Here is a 22,205-nt window from a genome sequence, read left to right as displayed (position 1 = left end):
CAGGCGGGTCAGGTGCCCGCGGTGCGGTAGCGGCGAAGGCTGAGGGCGGAGCAGACGGCGAAGAGCACACCGAGCGTCACGGCGGCGACCGTCACCGGGTGTTCGGCGGGGAACCCGCTGCCGGGCGCCGCCGGATTGCCCCACAGGTCGCGGCAGGCGGTGATGACGGCGCTGACCGGGTTCCACTCCGCGAGCGGGCGGATCGGGCCGGGCATCGCCTGCGGGGCGAGGAAGGCGTTGGACAGGAACGGCAGGACCACGACGATGAACGGCGTGACGACGCTGATGGTCTCCACCGTCCGCAGCACCATCGCCAGCAGCACACCGACCCAGAGCATCACGTAGACGAAGAGGGCGATGAGACCGAAGGCGGCGAGGGTGGGGAGCGCGCCGGTGCGGGGGCGCCAGCCGAGCAGCAGTCCGGCGCCGGTGACGACCGCCAGTCCCAGGAGCCCCACCAGCAGGTCCGCGAGGGTGTGCCCGAAGAGCACCGCGGACCGGCTGATGGGCAGCGACCGGAAGCGGTCGACGAGCCCGCCCTTGACGTCCATCGCGACGGAGACGGCGGTCGGTCCGACGCACGCCAGCGCGACCTGCACGGCGCCCCCGGCGAAGACGTACTCGCCGTAGTCGCCGCCCGCCGGGAGCCGGACGGCGTCCCGGAAGAGGTAGCCGAGCATCACCATCGACACCAGCGGGCTGAGCGCCACACCGATGACCCGGCCCGGCGCCCGCCGCAGATGGTGCAGGCGCCGCCCGGCCACCGCCAGGACCTCGGTGAGCACGGCACCGGCGGCGAAGCCGCGGCCGGTGCCCGGGTGGGCCACGGTGCTCATGCGCGCTCCCGGTGGTGGCGCTCCAGCGCGGCGGCGACGACCGGGCCCAGTTCGGCGAGCGGACCGGGGTTGAGGAGGTCGTCGTGGGTGCAGCCGATCCGGTGCACCCGCAGCTCCCCGCTGAAGTACGGCGTCCACAAACGGTCCTTGACCTGGGCGTCGTCCACCTGCCCGGCGCCCGCCTCACCCCAGTCGGAGTGTGCGGCGAGGAAGAGGTCCATCGGGACGTCGAGGTCGGCGGGACGGTAGCGGGTGGAGAGCGACTGGTGGTGCATCATCAGCCGCACCATGCGGTGCATCCGCTCCTCGCCCATCCGGGCCATCGGGCTGTCGTCGCGGCGCAGCGCGTCGAGGACGTCGGCGGCGGTCAGCGCCCGGTCGCCGTACTCGTCGCGGTGGTGGCCGATGCCCTCCAGCAACCAGGCGAGCAGCTGCTGTTCGTCGCGGTCGTCGGCGACGCCGGTGCGCGGGTACGCGTCGAGGTTGGCGACCAGCCCGACCTCGTCCCCGGCACGCCGCAGCTGGACGGCGACCTCGTAGGCGAGGAGTCCGCCGAGGGACCAGCCGAGCAGGTGGTAGGGGCCCTCGGGGCGCACCTCCTTGATCATGCGGACGTAGCCGGCGGCGCTCTCCTCGACGCTGCCGGGCAGCGGCGCGTCCCCCACGACGCAGGGCGCCTGGATGCCGTACAGCGGGTACGCCTCGTCGAGATGGCGGACGAGCGGCAGGTAGGAGAGGGCGAAGCCGACGCCGCTGTGCAGGCAGAAGACGGGCGGGCGGCTGCCGCCGGTGCGGATGGCGAGCAGCGGGGCGAACGGGTCGGCGCCGCCCGCGCGTCCGGTCTCCTCGATGGCGTCCGCCATGATCCGGGTGCTGTGCCGGGGGCCGGGTGCGGACGGCTCCGGGGCGGCGGGTTCCGGCGCGGGTGCGACGGGCTGCGGCTCCGGCTCCGGCTCGGGGCGCGGGGTGAGGGCGGCGGCCAGACCGCGGACGGTCTGGTGGACGAAGACATCGGCGATCTTGATGTCCAGTCCCGCCTTGCGCGCCAGGCTCACCAGCCGCAGCGACTTCATGCTGTCCATGCTCGCGCCGCGCGCCTCGAAGAAGTTCTCGTCGGCGCGGAACGACTCCACCCCCAACACCTCGGCCACCAGCGCGCAGAGCGCCTCCTCGGCGGGGTCGGCCACCGCCGCGGCGTCCGGCGCCGAGGTCTCCGGTGCGGGCTCCGCCGCCTCGGCGGGCGCGCCCGGGGTCCGCAGGTTCCCGTCCGCGTCCCACGCCACCCGGGTACCGGTGCGGTACAGCCGGGAGCCCGCCGGACCGTACGGGTCGGCGACGAACCGCTCGGCGGTGGCGCCGGGCCGTCCCGCGTAACCACGGGCCAGCCCCGGTCCGGCGAGGTACAGCTCACCGGTCACCCCCGGCGGCACCGGCGCCAGCCACGCGTCCAGGACGTACGCCCGGGTGTTCCGGGCGCGGGCGTCCGGGGCGAGGGTGGCCGGAGTCGCCCAGTCCCGGGGCAGCGGCTCCTCGCCCGGCGCACCGGCGCCCGACAGCAGCGGGCCGAACAGCCCGGTGTCCGTGGCCTCCCCGGACTCCAGCAGCCAGGTCAGCCGGTCGGCGGCCGCCCCGTGCTCGACGACCAGACCGCGCGGGCGGCCCGCCGCGTCCTCGGTGCGGAGCAGATACGCGGGGTGGCCGGGCAGCAGCGGACCGCCGCGTTCGGCGTCGGTGACGGGCTCCGTGGCGAGCGCGCGGACGTCCGGACCGTCGAGGACGACGGTGGGTACGCCGGTGCTGCGCAGCCGTCCCGCGAGCCCCGCGGTGGTCAGCACGCACACCGGGCGGACGTCCGCGAAGAGCGCCCGGACACCGGCTGCCGCCTCGTCGGCGGCGACCGGTACGTACGCCGCGCCCGCCGTGAGGACCGCCAGGGCGGCGACCGCCCGGTCGGCGGCGCGCGGCACCGCGAGGGCCACGGTCTTCTCGGGGCCCGCGCCCGCCGCGAGCAGACGGCGCGCCAACTGCTGGGCCCGGGCGTCGAGTGCGGCGTAGGTCAGGGCGTGCGCGCCGGTGCCGACGGCGGGCGCGTCCGGGGTGCGGGCGACCTGCGCGGCGAACAGCTCCGGCAGCGTCGCCGCCACCGTCTCCCGCACCGGACCGCGCCCCACGGCGAGCGCCCGCTCCCGCTCCTCGCCGGTCAGCAGCTCCAGGGCGCCGATCCGGACGTCGGGGTCGGCGGCCACCGCGCGCAGCACCTGCCGGAACCCGCCGACCATCCGCTCGGCACTCTCCCGGGTGAACAGGTCGGTGCTGAAGTTGAACAGCCCGCGCATCCCGCCCTCGCCCGGCCACGGCAGCAGCTCCATGACCAGGTCGAGCTTGGCCCGGCCGGAGGGCACGTACTGCGGGGTGACGGTCAGCCCGGGCAGCGCCAGCGGCTGGTCGCCGTGGCTCTGCACGCTCAGCACCACCTGGAACAGCGGGTGCTTGGAGAGCGAGCGGGTGGGCCGCAGCGCGTCCACGACCTGGTCGAACGGCACGTCCTGATGGGAGTAGGCGGCGAGGTCGGTCTCCCGCAGCCGGTCCAGCAGCTCCGTGAAGGTCGGGTCGCCGCCGGTGTCGCCGCGCAGCACCAGGGAGTTGATGAACATCCCGACGAGATCGTTGAGCGCCTCGTCGGTACGCCCGGCCACCGAGACACCCAGCGGGATGTCGGTCCCGGCGCCCAGCCGGGTCAGCAGCGCGGACAGGGCCGCCTGGAAGACGATGAACTCGGTGGTACCGGTCTTCCGCGCCAACTCCACCAGCGCCTGGTGGAGTTCGGGCTCCACGTCGAACATCACCGTGTCACCGGCGGACCCGGCCACCTCCGGCGCCGGGAAGTCGGTGGGCAGCTCCAGCTCCTCGGGCAGCCCGGCGAGGGCGTCGCGCCAGAAGGCGAGCTGCCGGGAGGCCACGCTGTCGGGATCCTCGTCGGAGCCCAGCAGCTCCCGCTGCCAGTGGGCGAAGTCGGCGTACTGCACCGGCAGCGGCGCCCAGCGCGGGGCGCGCCCCGCCTGCCGGGCCCGGTACGCGGTGGACAGGTCGGTCAGCAGCGGCACGATCGACCAGCCGTCGAACGCGATGTGGTGGAAGACCAGCAGCAGCACACAGGCGTCCGGGCCGGTGGAGAGCAGCCGGGCGCGCAGCGGCGGTTCCCGGGTGAGGTCGAAGCCCTGGTCCGCCTCGGCGGCCAGCGCCTCGGTCAGCCCCTCCTCGGTGACCGTACGGGCCTTGAGGACCGGGCCGCCGGTCCGCGCGTCGAGGACGCGGAGCGAGGGGACGCCGTCGGTGTCGGGCAGGACGGTGCGCAGCACCTCGTGCCGTTCGACGACATCGGTCAGGGCGGCCTGGAGGGCGGCGGTGTCCAGCCGGCCGGTCAGCCGGAAGGCCATCGGGGTGTTGTAGGTGCCGTCGGCGCGCTCCTCACGGCGGTTGAGGAACCACTGCCGCCGCTGGGTGAAGGAGAGCGGCCGCTCGGCGCCGGGCGGCGCCACCGTCAGCGGCGGTCTGGCCTGCGCCGCCGCCTCCACCACGGCGGCCAGCGCGGTGACCGTCCGCCTCTCGAACAGCGCCCGGATCGGCAGCTCCACCCCCAGCGCCGAACGGGCCCGGCTGACCAGCCGGGTCGCCAGCAGGGAGTGCCCGCCGATCGCGAAGAAGTCGTCGTCGACGGAGACGTGCGGCAGGGACAGGATGTCGGCGAAGAGACCGCAGAGGATCTCCTCGACGGGCGTACGCGGCGCCCGGCCGTGGGACGCCCCGGCGAGATCGGGCGCCGGGAGGGCCTTGCGGTCGAGCTTGCCCTGCGGGGTGAGCGGCAGCGCCTCCAGCGCGACGACCGCCGAGGGCACCATGTAGTCGGGCAGCACCCCGGCGAGCTGGTCGCGCAGGGCGGCGCCGAGCGTCGGGTCGGTGAGGGCCGCCGGGTCGGCGGCCACCACGTAGGCGACCAACCGGCGCTCCCCCGCCTCGTCCTCCCGGAGCACCACCGCGGCCTGGTCGATGCCGGGGCGGGCCAGCAGCGCGGAGGTGATCTCGCCCAGCTCCACCCGGAAGCCGCGCAGCTGCACCTGGTCGTCGGCGCGCCCGGTGTAGTCGAGCTGACCGTCCGGCAGCCAGCGCACCAGGTCCCCGGTGCGGTACATCCGCTCCCCGGCGGGCCCGAACGGGTCGGCGACGAACCGCTGCGCGGTCAGCTCCGGCCGGGCGAGGTAGCCGCGGGCCAGTCCGGCGCCGACGTACAGCTCACCGACGACGCCGACGGGCACCGGCCGCAGATGGCGGTCGAGGACGTAGACGCGGTGGGCGGTCGTGGGGCGTCCGATGGGCGGGCGGCCGGTGCCGGTGAGGGGGCCGCAGACGGTGGAGCTGACGACGGCTTCGGTCGGGCCGTAGCCGTTGTGGAGGCGGACCCGGTCGGCCCACCGCGCCACGATCTCGGCGGGCACCGCCTCCCCGGCGACCGCGAGCCGCAGCCCGGCGGGCAGCTCGCTGTCCTCGGGGAGTCCGGAGACGACGGCGGGCGGCAGTCCGGCCAGGTTGATCCCGGCGCGGTGGATCAGGTCGACGAGCGGCGCCCCGGCGGTACGGCACTCCTCGTCGGCGATGACGAGGGTGCCGCCGGTCAGCAGCGCCAGCATGAACTCCCAGACGGAGGCGTCGAAGCTGAACGACGCGAACTGCAGGACGCGGGTCTCCTCGTCGAGCCCGAAGCGTTCGACGAGGCTGTCGACCATCGCCAGCAGCCCGGTGTGCGCCACCACCACACCCTTGGGGCGGCCGGTGGAGCCGGAGGTGTAGATCAGATACGCCGGGTTTTCGGACCGCAGCGGGGCGGTGCGGTCGGCGTCGGTCAGGTCGTCCGCGCCGAGGGCGGCGAGGCGGTCCGTGGTCTGCGGTGCGTCGAGGACGACGACCGGCACGCCTGCGTCGGTGACGGCGCTCCGCGACGCCCCGGTGGCCGCGTCGGTGAGCAGCGCGACCGGCGCCGCGTCGTCGAGCATGTAGGCGATGCGGTCGTCGGGGTAGGCGGCGTCGACGGGCAGATACGCGGCGCCCGCCTTGAGCACCGCGAGGGCGGCCACCACCATCGCGGGGGTGCGCGGCACCATCACCGCGACGACGCTCTCGGGGCCCACACCCCGCTCGGTGAGGAGCCGGGCGAGCCGGTTGGCGCGGGCGTTCAGCTCGGCGTACGACAGCCGTTCGTCGCCGAGGACGACGGCGTCCTTGCCGGGCGCGGCGGCGGCGCGGGGCTCGAAGCGGCCGGGGGTGTGCCCGGTGGGGGCGGCGGCCGTGCGGGCGGCGCCGGACCAGTCGCCGAGCAGCCGGTCCCGTTCGTCGGCGCCGAGCGCGTCGAGGGTGCCGAGGGCGGTGTCCGGCCCGTCGGCGAGGGCGCGCAGCACCCGGACGAAGCGGCCGAGGACCGCGTCGACCTCGTCGGCGGCGAAGAGATCGGGCCGGTACTGCGCCTCCAGGCGCAGCCGGTCGCCGGGGAACACCCCGAGGGCGAGCGGGTATTCGGCGATGACCCGCGCCTCCCAGGCGCGCATGGTCAGGCCCGGGATGCGCTCCCCGATCCGGTCGAGGACGCCGGAGGGGTAGTTGTGGAAGCTGACGACGGTGTCGAACAGCTCCCCGATCCCGGCGCCCTGCTGGACCTCCGCGAGGCCGAGGTGCTGGTGCGGCTCCAGAGCGAGCTGGCGGTCCTGGAGGTCGGTGAGCATCGCCTCCACCGTCATCGCCGGGTCGAGCCGCACCCGGACCGGCAGGGTGTGCATGAAGGCGCCGACCATCCGCTCGACGTCCGGCAGCTCCTCGGGCCGCCCGGCGGCGACCGCGCCGAACGTGACGTCCTGCCGCCCGGTGAGCCGCCCCAGCGCCACGGCCCAGCAGCCCTGGGCGACGGTGTTCATCGTCAGACCGCGGGCGTGCGCCCAGGCGGTGACCGCGGCGGTCAGCTCCGCGGGGACGTCGACGGTGCGGGTCCCCGGCAGTTCGGTGACGCGGGGGCGGTCGGCCGGGCCCAGCCGGGTCGGCTCGTCGATCCCGGCCAGCTCCTTCTGCCACGCCTCCCGCGCGGCCTCCTTGTCCTGCGCCGCGGACCACTCCAGATACGCCCTTACGGGGGCGACCGGCGGCAGCGCGCTGGTGTCGGCGCCGTTGGACCAGAGGGTGACCAACTCCTCGGCCAGCACCGCGGAGAGCGACCAGCCGTCGACGAGGATGTGGTGGGCGGTCCACACGACGCGGTGGCGGTCCGGGCCCAGCCGGTGGACGGTGAAGCGGGTCAGCGGGGCGTGGGCGGTGTCGAAGCGGTGCAGCCACTCCTCGTCGGTGCGGCGCGCCGCCTCGGCCGCGGCAGCCTCCTCACCCAGGTCGCTCAGGTCCGTCTCCGTCCAGGGGAGTTCGACGGCGTCCGGGATCACCTGGACCGGGTCGCCGGTGTCCCGTTCCCGGAACGCCGCCCGCAGCGCCGGGTTGCGGTCGAGCAGCGCGGCGACGGCGGCGCGCAGCGCGCCCCGGTCGAGGGGACCGTCGACGTCCATGACGACCTGGAGGGTGTAGGCGTCGACGCCGTGCCGGTCGAACTGCGACTGGAAGAGCAGTCCGCGCTGGAGCGGGGAGAGCGGCAGGACGTCGGTGAGACCGCCGGTCTCCCGCTCGTACGTCTCGATCTCCGACCGCTCCACGCGGACCAGCGGGAAGTCGGCGGGGGTGCGGGCCCCGGCGCCGGGCCGGGCGGCGCGGGCGGCGAGCGCGTCGAGGGCGCGGAACCAGTCGTCGGCCAGGCGCCGCACGTCGTCCGCGGCGACGGCGCCGTCCGCCCAGGTCCACTCGGCGACCAGCACCGGGCCCTCGGGGCGCTCCTCCACCGTCGCGACCAGCTCCACGAGGTGGCGCAGCGGGGTGGTGGGCGCGGCGGTGAGGCCGAAGGCGCCGGGGCGCAGGGCCCATGCGGCGTCCGGTCCGGTGCGGAAGCGGCCCAGGTAGTTGAAGCCGACGCGGGGTGTGGTGTGGCGGGCGAGGACGGTGGCGGTCTGCGGGTTGAGGTGGCGCAGCAGACCGTGGCCGAAGCCGTGGTCGGGCAGGGCGCGCAGGGTCTCCTTGACCCGTCCGAGCGCGGTGGCGCAGGCGTCGCCGCCGTCCCGTACGGCGTCCCGGTCGAGCCGGCCGACGTCGAGGAGGGCGGGGAAGACGCTGGTGAACCAGCCGACCGTACGGGACAGGTCGAGCGGGCCGTCCGGCGTCGCGACCTCCTCCCGGCCGTGGCCCTCCAGCTCGATCAGGGCGCGGGTGGCGGTGCCGCCCGCGCGGTGGTCGTGGCCGGTGAGGGCGAGGGTCAGCGCGGTGAGCAGCACCTCCCCCGCCTCGGCGCGGAAGGCGGCCGGGGCGTCGGTGAGGGCCGCGGCGGTCCGGTCGGCGGGGAGTTCGGCGCGGAGCCGTCCGGCGGTGCCGTGGACGTCGGTCGCCGGGTCGAGGGGGCGGTCGCCGAGCGTGGCGGTGGCGTCGGCGCCGTCGCCCGACTGGGCGCTCCACAGCGGGAGTTCGGCGACCCGCCGCGCGCTGCGCGCCTCGTCGGCCAGGGCCCGCGCCCAGCGCCGGTACGGGGTCGGGACCGGGTCGAGGCGCACCTCGCGGCCCTCGGCGACGGCCCGCCAGGCGGCCGTCAGATCGTCGAGGAGGACGCGCCAGGACACCCCGTCGACGGCCAGATGGTGGATGACGAGCAGCAGTCTGCCGGGCGCGTCGGGTCCGGCGTCGAGCAGCACCGCCGCCAGCAGCCGTCCGGTGGCGGGGTCGAGCCGGGCGCGGGCGGCGGCGAGTTCGGCGGCGAGCAGCGCGTCCGCGTCGTCGCCGGGGGCGGCCTCGACCCGGGTGACCGTGGCCGGGACGGAGCCCGGCGGCAGCACCTCGGGGGACCACAGGCCCGGCGCGGGCGCGGTGAGCCGGGTACGGAGCGCGTCGTGGTGGTCGAGGAGCGCCCCGAGCGCCGTCGTCAGCCGCTCCGGGTCGGCACCGGCGGGTGCGGTGAGGGTGACGTACTGGGCGTACTCGCGGGTGGCGTCGGCCAGATGCGAGACCTCCTCGCGGAACTGGTCGGCGATCGGGGTCAGCGGCAGCTCGCCGACGGCGTCGTCAACGGGGGCGGCGGGCCGCGGCGCTCCGCCGACGGGGCGCGCGACGGCGGCGAGGGCGGCCGGGGTGCGGTGCCGGAACACCTCGCGGGAGGTGACGGCCAGCCCCGCCTTCCGGGCCCGCCCGACGACCTGGATGGCGCTGATGGAGTCGCCGCCGAGGGCGAAGAAGCCGTCGTCCACGCCGACCTCGGGCAGCCCGAGGACATCGGCGAGCACCTCGCACAGGAGGCGCTCCTCACGGGTGCGGGGCGCGCCGCCGGTGCGGACGGTCGCGAAGTCGGGGGCGGGCAGCGCCTTGCGGTCGATCTTGCCGTGCGGGGTGAGCGGCAGCGCGGGCAGCGCCAGCAGCAGCGCGGGCACCATGGCGGCGGGCAGCGTCCGGGCCAGTTCGTCGCGGAGCGCGGCGGTGCCGGTGCCGGTGCCGTCCGGCGTTGCGACGTAGCCGACGAGCCGCTGGTGGCCCGCCGGGTCGGGGACGGCCACCGCCACCGCGTCGGTGACCGACGGCAGGGCGCGCAGCGCCGCCTCCACCTCGCCCAACTCGATGCGCTGACCGCGGATCTTGACCTGGTGGTCGCGGCGCCCGTTGAAGCGCAGCTGCCCGTCGGCGAGCAGCACCACCTGGTCGCCGGTGCGGTACATCCGGCCGCCGTCGGCGGTGAACGGGTCGGGTACGAAGGTGGCGGCGGTACGGCCCGGGTCACCGAGGTAGCCGCGGCCGACGCCCGCACCGGCGATGTACAGCTCACCGGGGACACCCTGGGCCACCGGCCGCAGATCGTCGCCGAGGACGTACAGCCGGGTGTTGCGCAGCGGGCGGCCGATGGGCATGGACGCCTCGCCGTCGCCGGTCTCCGCCGGGGTGGCGGCATGGGCGTGGGTGACGTCGTCGGAGCACTCGGTGGGGCCGTAGACGTTGGCGAGCGGGATGTGCGGATGGCGCGCGAACCAGCGGGCGCACAGATCGGCGGGGAGCGCCTCGCCGTTGGAGACCAGTCGGCGCAGTGCGGGCAGTTCGGGGGCGCGCCCGGCGGCGTCCCAGGCGTCGAGGGTGGCGCGCAGCAGGGACGGGACGACCTCCAGGACGGTCAGCCGCTCGGCGGCGATGACGTCGAAGAGGGCGTCCGGGTCGGCGGCGACCTCGCGGGGCACCGCGCGGACCCGGCCCCCGGCGAGCAGCGCCGCCAGGGTCTGCCAGACGGTGACGTCGAAGGTGACGGGCGCGTTGTGGACGAGCGCGTCGCCCTCCGTGAGGCCCAGCTCCTCGACCTTGGCGAGCAGATGGTTGACCATCCCGCCGCGGTGCACCATCGCCCCCTTGGGGCGGCCGGTGGAGCCGGAGGTGTAGAGCACATACGCGAGGTCGAGCGGGCCGCCCGTGAGGGGCGCGAGGCCGTCGGCGGGGTCCTGCGTGCCGTCCAGGAGGTGGACGGGGAGGTCGGCGCCGACCCGTTCGGCGAGGGCGTGGTGGGTGGCGTCGGCCAGGACGCAGGTGGCGCCGCTGTCGGTGAGCAGGGCGGTGAGGCGGGCGGGCGGGGCGGCCGGGTCGAGCGGCAGGAAGGGCCGCCCGGCGCCGAGCGCGCCCAGTTCGGCGGTGACGAAGTCCCGGCCGGGCTCGGTGAGCAGCGCCACCGGCCCGGCGCCCCCGGCCAGCAGCCGGGTCACCGCGGAGGCGCGGCCGGTGAGTTGGGCGTAGCCGAGGTGTCCGGCGTCGTCGGTGACGGCCGGGGCGTCGGGGCGGGCGGCGGCGTGGTCGCGGATCCGCTCGACGACGCCGCGGTGGGGCTCCTCGCGCACCGGGCCGGTGAGCGCGGCGGCCTGGGCTCCGGCCTCACCGGGGGCGAGGACGTCGAGGGCGGCGAGGACGGTGGTGTCGTCCGCGGTGACGAAGCGGTCGAGGAAGTCCACGAAGCGCCGCAGATGGGCGTGGACCTCGTCCCGGGTGTAGCGGGCCTCGTTGCCGCTGAGGTCGACGCCGACGCCGTCGGCGCCCTTGTCGGCGACGGTGAACTCCAGGTCGTCGACGAGGCCGGTGGACGGGCTGTGCAGGGTGGCGGCGCAGGGCCCGATGGCCAGCTTCTCGATCTGCGGCATCATGTTGAGGAACGGCCCGAAGGGGCGCCGGTCGTCGCTGGCCAGGCCCATCGCCCGGCGGATCCGGCTCACCCGGTGACGCTGGTGGCGCAGCGCCTTCGAGAAGGCGGTGTAGGTCGCGGTGAGCAGAGCGCGGCGGGTGGTGCCGGGGGCGGCGGTGAGCCGCAGCGGTACGTAGTTGACGACCATGCCCGGGATGTCGGCCATGGTGCCGCCGACGCGGGCGGTGACGGGCAGCGAGAGCAGTACGTCGTCCGTGGGGGCGCCGGTCATCCGCCGGGTGTAGACGCCGAGCGCGGCGGCCAGCACGGTCTGCCAGGTGACGCGGGCGTCCCAGGCGAGGCCGCGCAGCCGGTCGGCGACCTCGTCGGGCAGCACGGTCTCGGCGCGGTGGAAGACCTCGGCGGGCGCGGCGTCGCGGGTGGCGAGGGAGACCGGCTCGGGCCGGTCGGCGAACCGCTCCTCCCAGTAGGCGCGGTCGCGTTCGGCACGCGGTGTGGTGGCGTACGCCGCCTCGGCGTCGATCAGTTCGCGCAGCGGCGGGAAGCGGCCCTCGTCGAGGGAGGTGCCGTCGAGCAGCGCCGCGTAGATCGCGGCGAGCCGCTCCCAGTAGATGACGTAGCTGAAGCCGTCGGAGACCAGGTGGTGGTTGAGGAGGCAGAAGAAGGTGCGGTCCTCGGCGAGGGTGTAGACGCTCAGCCGGAACAGCGGGACGTACGGTTCGGCCGCCGGGGAGAGCGGGACGGCCAGGTCGGCGCGGATCGCCTCGCGGGCGGCGGCGACCGGGTCGGCGGCGGCGCTCACGTCGGTGACGGTCAGCGGGAGGTCCGCCGGGGCCAGCTCCTCGATGAACTGCCGGGGCTCCCCGTCGGTCTCGGTGAACCGGGCGCGCAGGCACTCGGCCTCCTCGACCAGCCGCTCCAGCGCGGTCCGCAGCAGCCGCCGGTCGAGGGGGCCGCGGATGTCCCAGTAGATCGCGGTGTTGTACGCGGCGCCGCCGCCGGAGAGCTTCTCGTCGAACCAGATGTCCTTCTGCCCGGCGGTGAGCGGCAGGCCGGCCGTGTGGACGTGAGTCGTCATACCAATCCCCTAGCGAAGGTCATCGAGTTCACCCGTCGATCGTCGACGAGGGCGCTGACACCGGACTGACTCGGAACTGACGCGTACCGGCCCGGCGCCCGCCGTCCGGCGCGGGCCGGGCGGGCGCCGGGTAGCGGCCCGGCGCCGGTCAGCCGCAGCCGCCCGCGTGCCCGTCGTCGACGGAGCGGCCCAGGCCCACCGCGGCGTCCGGCCGCGGTACGGAGGCGGCCGGTGCGTCCTTGGTGCGCAGATGGGCGAGGAACGCGTCGAGGCGGTCCAGACCCCAGAAGCGGGTGTAGCCGTGGACGAAGAACGGCACGCCGAAGGCGCCGTCGGTGCAGACGCCGAGGAGCGCGCGCAGCCCCTCCTCGCGCAGCTTCGGATCGTCGCTCGCCTCCGCGACCTCCCGCGGGTCGAGGCCGAGGCCGTCGGCGAGGTCGGCGACGGTGGCGCGGTCGCAGATGTCGCGGCCCTCGCCGAAGCGGGCCCGGTAGCAGGCGGCGATGTAGTCGTGGCCGCGGCCCTCGCGGGCGGCGACGAAGTAGCCGAGGTGCGGCACCTCCCACACCGGCGCGCGGTCGACCGGCCAGGTCACGGTCAGCCCGCGCTCCTTGGTGAGGCGGCCGACGTCCTGGAGCACGTAGCGGTTCTTCTCCCGGGACATCTCGGAGTACGGGAAGGCGGCGCCCGCCTCGGTCAGGAGGCGGGTGCTGAGCGCGTCCGGTTCGAAGAAGGGCACCCACTCCAGGCGGGCGACGACCTCGGGGTGGTGGGCGGTCAACTCCCGGTACGCGAGCCAGGAGTAGGGGCTGCGGAGGTTGAAGTAGCAGCGTGGGATGGCGTTCTTCTTGGGCATACGGAAGTCCCGTTCGCGTCGAGGGGCGGCGGAGGCGGTGGCGTCAGACGACGAGACCGCCGTCGATGCCGAAGACCTGGCCGGTGATGTAGGAGGCGCGGTCCGAGGCGAGGAAGGCGACGAGGTCGGCGACCTCCTCGGGGCGGCCGAGGCGGCCGAGCGGGATGCGCGCGGTCATCTTCGCGAGATGGTCCTCGGCGAGTTCGCCCAGCATGTCGGTGGCGATGAAGCCGGGGGCGACGGCGTTGGCGCGGATGCCGTACCGACCCGTCTCCTTGGCCAGCGCCTTGGTGAAGCCGATGATTCCGGCCTTGGTGGCCGAGTAGTTGGTCTGGGTGGCGTTGCCGTACACCCCGGCGACGGACGACAGGGTGATCAGCGAGCCGCGGCGGCGCTTCATCATCGCGAAGGCGGCGGCCTTGCAGACGTGGAACGTGCCGTCGAGATTGACCCGCATGACGGCGTCCCAGTCGTCCTCGCCCAGCATCACCAGCGGGTTGTCGCGGACGATCCCGGCGCAGGAGACGACGGTGTCCAGCGGCCCCAGTTCCTTCTCGGTGCCGCGGACGAAGGCGCGTACCGCGTCGTGGTCGGTCACATCGGCGCGCACCGCGTGGACGCGCGCCCCCGCGGCGGTGGCCTCCGCGGCCACCGCTTCGGCGGCGGTCCGGTCGGACTGGTAGCAGAACGCCACGTCGTGGCCGTCCCGGGCGAGCCGGGTCACGACATGACGGCCGATGCCCCGGGACCCTCCGGTCACCAGGGCGACGGGCCGGTCGGCTGCGGACATACGGGTCTCCTCATCGGGCATCGGGAATCAGGCGTCGGGCGTCAGGCATCGGGAATCAGGCATCGGGACGTGCGGAAGGGCGGCGACGCGGACGGCCGCGCCGCCGCCGGGCCCGGGCGGACGGCCGCCCGGGCGGGCGGATCAGGCTCCGGCGAGCAGCGCGCAGCCGACGGTGCCGTCCCGCTCCACGCCGGTGACCAGCGCGGCCTCGCCGGGCGCCAGTCCGTCGGCACCGGCGGCGGCGAGCACCGCCGCGAGTTGGAGGCTGGTGGCCGCGGCCGAGGTGTCGCCGAGCAGCGGACGGCAGCGGATCCAGCGCGGGTCCGCCGCGCCGAGCGCATCCCCGACACCGGCCTCCTCCAGCGCCGCCGACTCACCCCCGGCCCCCAGCGGCGCCACCAGCCGTACGTCCCCGGGGGCGACCCCGGTGGTCTTCAGGGCGTCCCGGACACAGGCGGCGAGCGCCGCACGGACCTCGCTCTCCGCCCCGTACGCGCGGAAACGGGTGGTCAGCAGCCGGGCCAGCGCCGGATGCCCGGCCTCCCGCGCCGCCTCGGCGGGCTCCAGCAGGAACACCGCGCCGCCCTCGCCGAGCGGGGTGGCCCGCTCGGCGGCGGACCGCCCGTGCCACTCCAGCCAGGCGCGCTGCTCCGAGTACTCCTCCGCCGCACCGCACAGCACCCGCGCACAGTGCCCGCCGCGGTGCAGCCGCGCCGCGTAGCTCAGCGCCAGCAGCCCGGTCAACCACCCTCCGGCGACGGTGGTGTTGGGGCCCTTGATCCGGTGCCAGATGGCGCTCTGCCCGGCCGCCCGGTTCATCACGGCGTTCGGGAAGCGGGCCGGATCGACGTGGTAGGGCCGCTCCCCGGCGAAGGAGTCGCGGGTGAAGTCCATGATGCTCTGGACGCTGCCCGAGCCGGTGCCCAGGACCAGCGCGGTCTCCTCGGGCTGCCGCACCGGACCGCCGTCGCAGGACTCCAGCAGCTGCCCGACGGCGGCGACGGCGAGGGCGGTGACCCGGTCCATCGTCCGGGTCCCCTTCTTCCCCACATGCGTACGGGCGCTGAAGTCGGGCACCACCCCGCCGCGGTCGAAGGGCCCCGGGTGCGTCGCCGGGTCGAGGGGGCCGACCGCGCAGCGCCCGGCGGTGATCCCGCGCGCGAACGGTTCGGCGCCCACGCCGTACGGAGACACCGCCGACCAGGCGGAGAGGACCAAGGGGGACATCACTGGGCCTCCCGGTGACGGCCGAGGATCAGCACGGCGTTGTTGCCCGCGAAGGCGAGCGCGTTGTTCTGCACGACGTTCAGTTCGGTGCTCCGGGCCACGTTGGGCACGCAGTCCAGACCGCACTCCGGGTCGGTCTCGTGGTGGTTGACGGTGGGCGGGATGAAGCCCTCGGTCAGCGCCAGCGCGCAGGCGGCCGAGGCGAGGGCGCTGGCCGCGCCCATGGAGTGGCCGATCATCGACTTGATGGAGACGGTGGGCGGCGGCGCGTCGAAGACCTGCCGGATGGCGCCCGCCTCCGTCACGTCGTTGGCGCGGGTGCCGGTGCCGTGCGCGGAGATGAAGTCGATGTCCTGCGGCTTCACCCCGGCGTTGCGGTGCGCGATCCGCATGCACCGCGCCAGGCTGTCCTGGTCGGGCGCGACGGGGTGGTGCGCATCGCAGTTGAGCCCGTAGCCGAGCACCTCGGCGTAGATCCGGGCGCCGCGGGCACGCGCCGTCTCCAGGCTCTCCATGAGGAGGATCCCGGCGCCCTCACCGGTGAGGATGCCCTTACGGTCCTTGTCGAACGGCTGGCAGACCTCGGGCGCGATGGTGCCGAGCCGGTAGAACCCGGCGAACGTCTTCCGGCACACCGCGTCCGCGCCCCCGCACAGCGCCACCTCGACCTCACCGCCGCGGATCGCGTCGAAGCCGCTGCCGATGGCGTAGTTCCCGGCGGCGCAGGCGGTGGGCAGGGTGAGCGCCTCGACGTCGGTGAGCGCCAGCTCCCGCACGATGCCGGTGGACAGCCGCCCGGCCTGCGCCCGGCGCACCACCGTGGCGGGCAACCGCTCCGGGCCCTCCCGCAGCTCCACGTCCACCAGCGCGTCGAGGTCGCGGGACTCGGCATCGGTGGTGCCGACGGAGACCAGCGCCCGGCGCGCCCTGAGTTCCTCCGGGGTCAGGCCCGCGTCCGCCACGGCCATCCGCGCCGCGGCGACCGAGAACTGTGTGGCCCGGCCCAACTCCGTGGCGTCCACCCGGTGGATCCACTCCGCCGGGTCGAACCCGGTGACCTCGCAGCCGTTGGCGTGTGCGAAGCCCGTGGTGTCGAAGGCGGTGATCGGCTTGACCCCGCTGCGGCCGGACCGCAGCCCGTCCAGGAAGGCCGTGACGCCGAGCCCGATGCTGCTGACCGTACCGAGCCCGGTGATCACCACGCGGCGCGCCGGCCGCTGATCGTTGTCGTACACGGTGCGCTCCCGTCCCCGCCTATGCGGCCTTGGCCAGGAGCGCCTCGTCGATGACGGTGACGACGCCTTCGAGGTTGACCATCCGGGCCAGTTCGGCCTGGTCGATGTCGACCCCGAAGGCGCGCTCCAGCTGGGAGAGGATTTCGATGGCGCCCATCGAGTCCGCCTCGTGGTCCTCCTTGAAGCGGCTGGTGTCGGTCATGTCCTCCGCGTCGATCTCCAGGATGTCGCAGATGATGCCCTTGATCGTGGCCCGGCCTTCGGCGTCCACACGGTTCGTTGTCGTCATGCGGTCGATGCTGACGAAGAGCCCTGACAGCGGGCTGATACCGGACTGACGCCCCGGACCGACGCTCAGGCCATCTGGAGATACCGCAGCAACTGCGGGAATTTCGCGGGGTGTTCGGCCATCCAGGACCAGTAGCGGGGGATGGTCCGCGCATAGGCGCAGTAGTAGCCGCGGACGGTCTCCACCAGCTGCGCCAAGGTGGCGCGGTCGACGGAGCCGCTGCGCCAGATCAGCACCATCTCGGTGGACTCCGTCTCCGCGAGCGGCACCAGGGCGACGTCCTTGGTGGCGCCGGTCGGGGTGGTCAGCGCGGCGGCACCGGCGTCGCGCACCCAGCTCATCGCCTCGTGGTGGCCGTGGACGTAGTGCAGCACCTCGGGCTCGGCCACCGGGAGCCGGGCGAACAGGTCTTTCTCCATCGGGTGGAACCAGTGGTCGCGGGCGTAGCGGACCCACTTGAGGGAGGCGAGGTGGCAGGCGTCGACGGAGAATTCGGCGCAGAGCGGATGGCCCGGCGTCAGGGCGAGCCAGACGGGTTCGCGCACGATGACGGCGGTGTCGATCTCGACGTGGTCGTCCGGCTCGACGAAGGAACTGCACGGCACCATCGCCGCGTTGAGCCAGCCGCGGCGCACCGCGTCCACGGCGGCGTCGGGCCGGAGCGTCTCGGTGCGCACCTCGGTGCCGGGCAGCGAGTCCTGCAACGCGCTGAGCAGCGACGGCGGCGTCCAGTCGGCGTTCCCGAACCGGAACATCGACGAGGAGGCGTGCGCCGCCGCCTCGACGATCACCATGTCGGCGCGGTGGACGAGTTCGGTGAGCATGGGGAGCAGCCGCTCGCCGAGAACGGTAGGGACGACGCCGCTGGCCGAGCGGACGAAGAGCGGTCCGCCCACGGCCTTCTCGATGCGGCGCAGTTGTGCGGTGAGGCTCGATTGCGGCACACCCAGGTCCGCGGCGGCCTTGGAAATGCTTCCGGAACGGCAGATGACGGACACTATGCGCGCATGCCGTAACTCTATGTTCACGCTACCCCCGTGGCACCGAACAGCCCAGCACTGATCACCTCGGCACAGAAGTCTCGAGGTGATTCATCACGCTAACAGGGTGACACGCAGCACACCGGACGTCTTTTCGGCAGGAGGGCACCACCCGGCGCGGCGCCACCGCCCTCCGGTGGGACGCCGCGCCGCGGGTGGTGTCAGCTCCGGCCCGCGTGCAGCAGAACCCGCCGCGGCTCCCCCAGCTCATCGTCCTGCATGAGAATCGCCTGGTAGGCGCGGTGCAGACCGCGTCCGGGCTCCAGTCCGAGGTCGTCCGCGAGTCTTCTGCGGGCGCCGTGGAAGATCTCCAGCGCCTCCGCCTGCCGTCCGTCGCGGTAGAGCGCGAACATCAGCAGTTCGCTCAGCCGCTCCCGCCCGGGGTGCTCGGCGGCGAGTTGGCGGATCTCGGTGAGTGAGACGCGCTCGCCGGGGACGCGGAGCTTCGCCGCCGTCAGATCCTCGTAGGCGGTGATCCGCCGCTCCTCCAGATGAGTCGCGTGGACCCGGCAGCGGAGCCCGTCGCAGGTGTCGAGGAGGGCCGGACCGCGCCAGAGGGAGAGCGCCGATTCGAGGGTGACGACCGCCTCGACCGGGTCCCGGTCGACGAGCGCGGCGCCGGTGTCGGCGAGTGCGGCGAACCGGTGGGCGTCGACCACGTCGTGCGGGACGTCGAGGACGTAGCCGCTGCCGACGGTGCGGATGAGGCGGTCGCCGTCCAGACCGGTGACCGCCTTGAGGAATTTGCGGAGCCGTCCGACATTGGCCTGAAGTGCGTTACGCGCATTGGCCATCGAGCGGCCCGCCCACAGTTCGTCGACGATCTGGTCGAAGACGACCGGTGTGCCAGGCGAGAGCGCCAGCAGCGTCAGCACGACGCCGGCTCGCTTCGATGCCATCGTGTGGTGCTCCCGCCCCTGCGCGAGATAGAGCGGTCCCAGAAGGTTGATCTCCACAGCTGACCCCCGTAGCTATCGGCAAACCACGGCAAAGTCTGCCCGGAGCCACTCGTTCGGGGGAAATACCATCTGGGACGGGCAACTCCGGCGGTTTGGTATGTCCTCACGGGAACAGGCGCCGAACCGGCGGGGGTCCGGTCCGGCGCCCGTCCGTGGGCCGACGGCTAGTGGAACGGTGCCGCCGGGGTCAAGGGGGTGGCCGATCGGCCACCGCCGTTCTCGGCCATCTCGCTCCGCGCCCGCCGGATCTTCTTCGACGGCCACCAGGTGGCCTCGCCCAGCAGGGTCAGTGCCGCCGGGAGGATCATGATCCGGATGATGAAGGCGTCGAGCAGGACGGCGACCGCGAGGCTGAAGCCGATCTGCTTCATCTCCGCCAGGTGCAGGAACATGAAGCTGGCGAACACCGTGACCATGACGACCGCGGCGCTGGTGACCACCTTCGCCGACTTCTCGATGCCTTCGAGGACCGCCTGCCGGGTGGGCACCCCGTTCATCGCCGCCTCCTTGATCCGGCTGACGACGAAGACCTGGTAGTCCATCGACAGTCCGAAGAGGATCACGAAGAGGAACAGCGGCACCCGGGAGCCGATGGCGCTGGTGGCGCTCGGGTCGAAGCCGAAGAGCGTCGAGGCCAGACCCCACTGGAAGAAGACGACGACCAGGCCGAACGCGGCGCCGACGGAGAGCAGGTTGAGCACCACGCCCACCAGTCCGATGACCGCCGAGCCGAAGACCAGCGTGGTCATGATGAACGTCAGCAGCAGCAGGAACCCGACGACGATCGGCAGCTTGTCGTTCTGGTGGATCAGATAGTCGACGTCGACCGCGACCGGTCCGTCGACGCCGTACTCGGCGCCCTTGACCTTGCCGAGCGTGGCCGGGAGGTAGTCCTTGCGCAGATGGTCCAGGGAGCCCGTCGCCTCGGGTGAGCTGAGGCGGTGCGGGACGGCCAGGGTCATCAGGCTGACGCGCCCGTCGTCCGACGTCTCCACCTTCGGCGGGTGGTCGGAGAACATCGGGTCGCGCTCGGCGCGGTGCGCGAGGTCCGTCAGCGCGGCGCGGACCTCGGTCCGCTGGTCGGCACCGGCGCGGACGACGACCCAGTGCTCGGCGCGGCGGTCCGGGAAGGCGTCGTTGAGCCGGTCGTAGGTGCGCATCTCGGGGATCGCCCGGGAGTGGGTGTCCTTGTTGAGGACGCGCAGCTGCATCCCGAGGGCGGGCGCCGCCAGACCCAGCATGACCAGGGCGGACACGACGAGGGTGGCCAGCGGGTGCTTACGTGCCGGGCTGAGCAGCGCGGTGAACATCCGGCCGGTGCGCTCCGGCCGGTCCGCGCGGGTCCGCTTGCCGTTCGCGGCGCGGTGGGCGGCGCGGCGGGAGGTGCGGCGGCCGATCGCGACCAGCAGACCGGGCAGCACCGTCACCGAGCTGACCATGGCGACGAAGACGACGAGGATGGTCGCGGTGGCCAGCGAGGAGAAGATGATGTCGGTGGCGAGGAAGAGCGTGGCACTGGAGATGATCACCGCCAGGCCGGAGACGACGATCGCCCGTCCGGCGGTCGACGCGGCGATCCCCACCAGCGCCTCGGGGCTGAGCGAGCCCGCCGCCTTGGACCGTTCCTCGCGTTCGCGCTTGAGGTAGAAGAGCGTGTAGTCGACGCCGACGGCCATGCCGATCAGCAGGATGACGTTCATGCCGACCCCGGCGTCCGGCACCAGGTGCGAGACGACCATCGACAGGCCGACCGAGGCGGCGATGGAGGAGAGCGCCAGCAGCAGCGGGACGCCGACCATCACCAGCGAACCGAAGACGATCAGCAGCGTCACCAGGGTGACCGGGAAGGTGATCATCTCGGTCTTCGCGAGGTCGTCGCCGCGCTGCTTGTTGAGGCCCTTGCTGACGGAGGCGTCGCCGGTCTCCTGTACGACGAGGTCGGGGTGGCCCTTCTGCACCGCCGCCGTCTGCTCCTGGAGCGGGTCGACGTGCTGGAGTGCCTCGCGCTTGACGCCCTTCATCGTCACTTCGAGCATCAGCATCCGGCCGTTCTCCGACAGCACCGGCTTCTTGACGTCGAGGACCTCGGGCAGCGCCTGCATGCGGGTGCCGAGATCCCCGGCCGCCTTCCGCGCCTGCGCCTCGTCGAACGCGCCGGTCCGGGCGCTGAACATGATCTGCTCGGTCGGCTTGCGCTCCAGACCCGCGTCGGTGGCGATGGCCTCGGCCCGCCCCGACTCCCCGATCCGGTAGTCCTTGGCGACCGCGTTGTGGGTGCCGGACACGATTCCGATGACGAGGCAGAGGGCAACGAACGCGAACCAGGTGGCGATCGCCCGCCCCGGATGTAAGGCGCTCCAGCTCGCCACCCGCACGGTGATCGGCTGCTTCTTCACTGTTCCGCTCCTTCAGGGTCGGCTCTGACCGCCGCATGTAAGTTCAAGATGACAGGTGGAGGTGAAGGCCGTCAACCGTAAGTCGGTGACGCGCCGAAAACGGGGGACACCCCCTCCGCAACCGGTCGCGCCCCGGCCCGACCGGCCCCGGACACGACGAAACGGCTCCCGTCGCCCGAGGGGACGGGAGCCGTACGGCGCGGTGGCGCGGGTCGGCGGCGGCGCCGCTCAACGGGGCCGGACCGCGTCCCGGTCCAGGGCGTGGGCGCCGTAGATGTCGCTGACCCAGTTGGTCTGGTAGACGGAGTCGAGGTAGCGCTCCCCCAGGTCAGGGGCGATGGCCACGGCGGTGGCGCGGCCGTCCGGGCGGTGCTCGGCGAGCCAGCCGCGGGCGCCCGCGATGACGGTGCCGGTCGAGCCGCCGAAGAGATATCCGGCCGCCGCCAGCCGGTGCGCGACCCGGATCGCCGCCACCTCCGGCACATGCACCACATCGTCCACGTACGCCTCGTCGAGCAGCTGCGGTCGCACCCCGGCGCCGAGCCCCGGGATCATCCGCAGGCCGGGCGGGCCACCGAAGGTGACGGAGCCGACGGAGTCGACGGCCACCACCGTCACCGGGCGGCCGGACTCCTTGAAGTACCGGGCGCACCCCATCAGCGTGCCGGTCGTCCCGGCGCCGACGAAGAGCACGTCCAGATCGGGGAAGTGCGAGGCGATGGCCGGTGCCGTGGTGCGGTGGTGGGCCAGCCAGTTGTACGGGTTGGCGTGCTGGTTGAGCCAGAGGTACCGGCTGTCGGAGGCGCACAGCTCCCGGACGAGGTCGAGCCGGGCGCCCAGGAACCCCGTCTCCGGGTGCGGTTCGGTGAGGATGTGCACCTCGGCGCCCATCGCCTCCATCAGCCGCCGGGTGGTGAGGTTGCACCGGGTGTCCGTCACGCACAGGAAGCGGTAGCCCTTGTCCGCCGCGATCATGCTCAGGGCGACGCCGAGATTGCCCGACGAGGACTCGACGATGACCGAGTCGGCGGTGAGCGCGCCCCGCTCCTCGGCGTCGGCGATCATCGCCCGGGCCGCTTTCAGCTTGATGGACCCGGCGAAGTTGAACCCCTCGCACTTGAGGTAGAGCGAGGCGCCGAGGGCGGGCCGGAGGTCCACGTAGAGATCGTCCACATGGAAGTCCTCCGGCGCGGAGATCACGGGCACGAGGACCACCC

At 74.0% G+C, this 22,205-nt stretch carries 11 protein-coding genes; all 11 read right to left on the bottom strand.

Translation table 11 applies throughout. The features are described from left to right. Positions 1-8: 8 nt before the first annotated feature. The gene (locus IF23_RS0121590; protein ID WP_030286117.1) at positions 9-836 is read right to left on the bottom strand and encodes an ABC transporter permease; all 828 of its coding nucleotides are present in this window, start codon (positions 834-836) and stop codon (positions 9-11) included. Continuing rightward, positions 833-12,196, bottom strand: coding sequence for a non-ribosomal peptide synthetase (locus IF23_RS0121585; protein ID WP_078654153.1), 11,364 nt, complete (start codon positions 12,194-12,196; stop codon positions 833-835). Before IF23_RS0121585 ends, IF23_RS0121590 begins: the two co-directional genes overlap by 4 nt. A 148-nt stretch (positions 12,197-12,344) precedes the next feature. Then, the gene (locus tag IF23_RS0121580; RefSeq protein ID WP_030286113.1) at positions 12,345-13,052 is read right to left on the bottom strand and encodes a 2-hydroxychromene-2-carboxylate isomerase; all 708 of its coding nucleotides are present in this window, start codon (positions 13,050-13,052) and stop codon (positions 12,345-12,347) included. A gap of 43 nt (positions 13,053-13,095) precedes the next feature. Next, complete coding sequence (fabG, locus tag IF23_RS0121575; RefSeq protein ID WP_030286111.1) at positions 13,096-13,842, bottom strand: 3-oxoacyl-[acyl-carrier-protein] reductase; 747 nt, start codon at positions 13,840-13,842, stop codon at positions 13,096-13,098. A 141-nt stretch (positions 13,843-13,983) separates the two neighbouring features. Further along, complete coding sequence (locus IF23_RS0121570; protein WP_030286108.1) at positions 13,984-15,069, bottom strand: beta-ketoacyl synthase N-terminal-like domain-containing protein; 1,086 nt, start codon at positions 15,067-15,069, stop codon at positions 13,984-13,986. Beyond that, positions 15,069-16,304: a beta-ketoacyl-[acyl-carrier-protein] synthase family protein gene (locus IF23_RS0121565; protein WP_030286107.1), complete on the bottom strand. Its 1,236-nt coding sequence runs from the start codon at positions 16,302-16,304 to the stop codon at positions 15,069-15,071. Before IF23_RS0121565 ends, IF23_RS0121570 begins: the two co-directional genes overlap by 1 nt. 19 nt (positions 16,305-16,323) lie before the next feature. Next, positions 16,324-16,593, bottom strand: coding sequence for an acyl carrier protein (locus tag IF23_RS0121560; RefSeq protein ID WP_030286105.1), 270 nt, complete (start codon positions 16,591-16,593; stop codon positions 16,324-16,326). Between the two features lie 65 nt (positions 16,594-16,658). Then, complete coding sequence (locus tag IF23_RS0121555) at positions 16,659-17,621, bottom strand: LysR family transcriptional regulator (RefSeq protein ID WP_030286103.1); 963 nt, start codon at positions 17,619-17,621, stop codon at positions 16,659-16,661. A 173-nt stretch (positions 17,622-17,794) separates the two neighbouring features. Beyond that, the gene (locus tag IF23_RS31505; protein WP_107126990.1) at positions 17,795-18,532 is read right to left on the bottom strand and encodes an AfsR/SARP family transcriptional regulator; all 738 of its coding nucleotides are present in this window, start codon (positions 18,530-18,532) and stop codon (positions 17,795-17,797) included. Positions 18,533-18,756: 224 nt separating this feature from the next. Further along, positions 18,757-20,988 (bottom strand): MMPL family transporter, encoded by a 2,232-nt coding sequence (locus tag IF23_RS0121545; protein WP_245655050.1) that lies wholly within the window; start codon positions 20,986-20,988, stop codon positions 18,757-18,759. A 228-nt stretch (positions 20,989-21,216) separates the two neighbouring features. Next, on the bottom strand, positions 21,217-22,194 hold the full coding sequence (sbnA, locus tag IF23_RS0121540; protein WP_030286097.1) for a 2,3-diaminopropionate biosynthesis protein SbnA: 978 nt from the start codon (positions 22,192-22,194) through the stop codon (positions 21,217-21,219). Between the last annotated feature and the right edge of the window lie 11 nt (positions 22,195-22,205).

The sequence above is a fragment of the Streptomyces catenulae genome (genome assembly GCF_000718015.1).
In the GTDB taxonomy this organism is placed as follows: domain Bacteria; phylum Actinomycetota; class Actinomycetes; order Streptomycetales; family Streptomycetaceae; genus Streptomyces; species Streptomyces catenulae.
Note: the sequence above shows the minus strand (reverse complement) of the source record. Positions and strands in the feature narration are given on the sequence as shown.

What these genes read in the sequence shown, in the direction of transcription:
- IF23_RS0121560 (WP_030286105.1), bottom strand. Translation starts at nt 16,593, where the DNA reads ATGACGACAACGAACCGTGTGGACGCCGAAGGCCGGGCCACGATCAAG.
- IF23_RS0121590 (WP_030286117.1), bottom strand. Translation starts at nt 836, where the DNA reads ATGAGCACCGTGGCCCACCCGGGCACCGGCCGCGGCTTCGCCGCCGGT.
- IF23_RS0121580 (WP_030286113.1), bottom strand. Translation starts at nt 13,052, where the DNA reads ATGCCCAAGAAGAACGCCATCCCACGCTGCTACTTCAACCTCCGCAGC.
- IF23_RS0121570 (WP_030286108.1), bottom strand. Translation starts at nt 15,069, where the DNA reads ATGTCCCCCTTGGTCCTCTCCGCCTGGTCGGCGGTGTCTCCGTACGGC.
- fabG (WP_030286111.1), bottom strand. Translation starts at nt 13,842, where the DNA reads ATGTCCGCAGCCGACCGGCCCGTCGCCCTGGTGACCGGAGGGTCCCGG.
- IF23_RS31505 (WP_107126990.1), bottom strand. Translation starts at nt 18,532, where the DNA reads ATGGCATCGAAGCGAGCCGGCGTCGTGCTGACGCTGCTGGCGCTCTCG.
- IF23_RS0121585 (WP_078654153.1), bottom strand. Translation starts at nt 12,196, where the DNA reads ATGACGACTCACGTCCACACGGCCGGCCTGCCGCTCACCGCCGGGCAG.